Annotated in this window: 2 protein-coding genes; one reads left to right on the top strand and one right to left on the bottom strand. The window is 63.6% G+C overall.

All coding sequences use genetic code 11. The features are described from left to right. The coding region (locus EN969_RS30470) for an SH3 domain-containing protein (RefSeq protein ID WP_127419703.1) at positions 1-685 on the top strand (685 nt) is incomplete at its 5' end. 3 nt (positions 686-688) lie between these two features. On the opposite strand, the gene EN969_RS35430 is transcribed toward EN969_RS30470, so the two are convergent. After that, a partial coding sequence (locus EN969_RS35430) for a hypothetical protein (protein ID WP_164758637.1) occupies positions 689-1,553 on the bottom strand: 865 nt, incomplete at its 5' end.

Genomic DNA, 1,553 nt, shown 5'->3' with positions numbered 1-1,553 from the left:
GGGCTCGCTGCCGGCCAGCGACAGGCAAGCGGCAGCGAGCCCCGAACAGACCATTCCAACGGTTCCGGTGAAGACGACGAAAATAACCCCGGTTGGGGCCGCGGTCGCTGCGGCAGCCGTACCGCAGGCGCGCAAGTCCGACGCAATTCCAACAACTGTGGCGGCCGCGCAAGACAACATTCCCGCACTCGCCGCCAATGACCCGCGCTGGACCGGTTCCCAGCTGAAGGCCGCATCCGCGTCCGATTCGACTGCTCCCAGCCAGGTGGCGGACAAGGCACCCGACAAGCAAACGGCGGCATTCGCGCAGCCGGCAGCCGATACCGATGCCGCCACCGAACTTGCCAAGGTAGCCGCGCCCGGCGCAACCGCGGGCAACCATCCCGACGGCGCACAAACCGCCGCCATTCCCGAGGTGCAACCGCAAGTGCCGGCTCAAGAGCCCGCGGCAGAAGGTGATGACAGCCAGGCCAAGGCGAAGCCAAGGAAAGCCGCAGCCGCCGGAACAGGACGCATCCTGAGGGCCGTGACCATGCGAAGCGGCCCGAAGAAAAATGCCGCCGCCATCGGTACGGTGCCAGCCAAAACCTCGGTGCAGGTGATGAGCTGCAAGAAATGGTGCCAGATCACCTACAACGGCAAGACCGGCTGGATCTACAAGAGCTACATCAAGACCGGCGCCTGACGTCTACCGCCTTGGGTGAGGCACGCCCCTTATCTTGGCGCCTATCGTTCCCAAAACCGCTGCAGTGCGGAGCAGGCTTGCTTGATCGCCCGAACGGCTTTCGAAGACATAGCCGGCGGAACCGACGATGGCCGAGCCTCGCCGGCTGACGGAAACCTCGATCGTGAAGGCCTGCTCGGGTATCTTTGCACCTGCCGATGTTCCGGCCTTGACGAAGTTGGCCAGCGTGGGGCCGGCTCGACTTACGACCAGATCGCCGCGCCGCGAATTGACCGTGAATGTGCTGTAGAGATCAGGCAAAGAAATCGAGCGCAGCCTGGAAAAGTCCTGCAGCTCAGCCACGGATTCGAACGGTGCATGCTTGAAACCACCCACGACTTCGACCTTTTGCGTGGCCACCGCGGCAAAGATGCTGGCGCCGCTGCGGGAATATTCGACCGCGATCGCAAGCCAGTTGGACATCTCCGGATCGACGCCGAGCGAAGCGAAACCCTGGGCAAGCAGATTGTGATCGGCGGCGTTGAGATCGATCAGGCCCGAATGCCCCTGCAACCGCATCACGACCGTCAGATCGCCGACCACGCAGGAGACTGGCTCGAAATTGAGCGGCAACCCGATGTCCGGCCCGGCGCTCGACAGGCGCGCGGCCAGCACGTTGGTCAGGCCTTCGGCGAGCAGGCCGAACCGCTGGCTTTCGGTCTCATTCGAAGCGATCTTGAGCCGCGTCCAGGCGGTCAGGGCGAAGGTCGAGGTGATGGCGGAGACGATGAGGAGGAAGACAAGGACAGCGACGAGGGCGAAGCCGGAGGATTGGCACTCGCAAGAGGCCGATGAATCACGGGGATTTTCTTCGACCACAGTCCACCAT

It is taken from the genome of Mesorhizobium sp. M7A.F.Ca.CA.003.01.2.1 (assembly GCF_003998945.1).
GTDB classification, from domain to species: domain Bacteria; phylum Pseudomonadota; class Alphaproteobacteria; order Rhizobiales; family Rhizobiaceae; genus Mesorhizobium; species Mesorhizobium ciceri.
The sequence above is the reverse complement of the archived record's forward strand: the minus strand, read 5'-3'. Positions and strand labels throughout refer to the sequence as shown.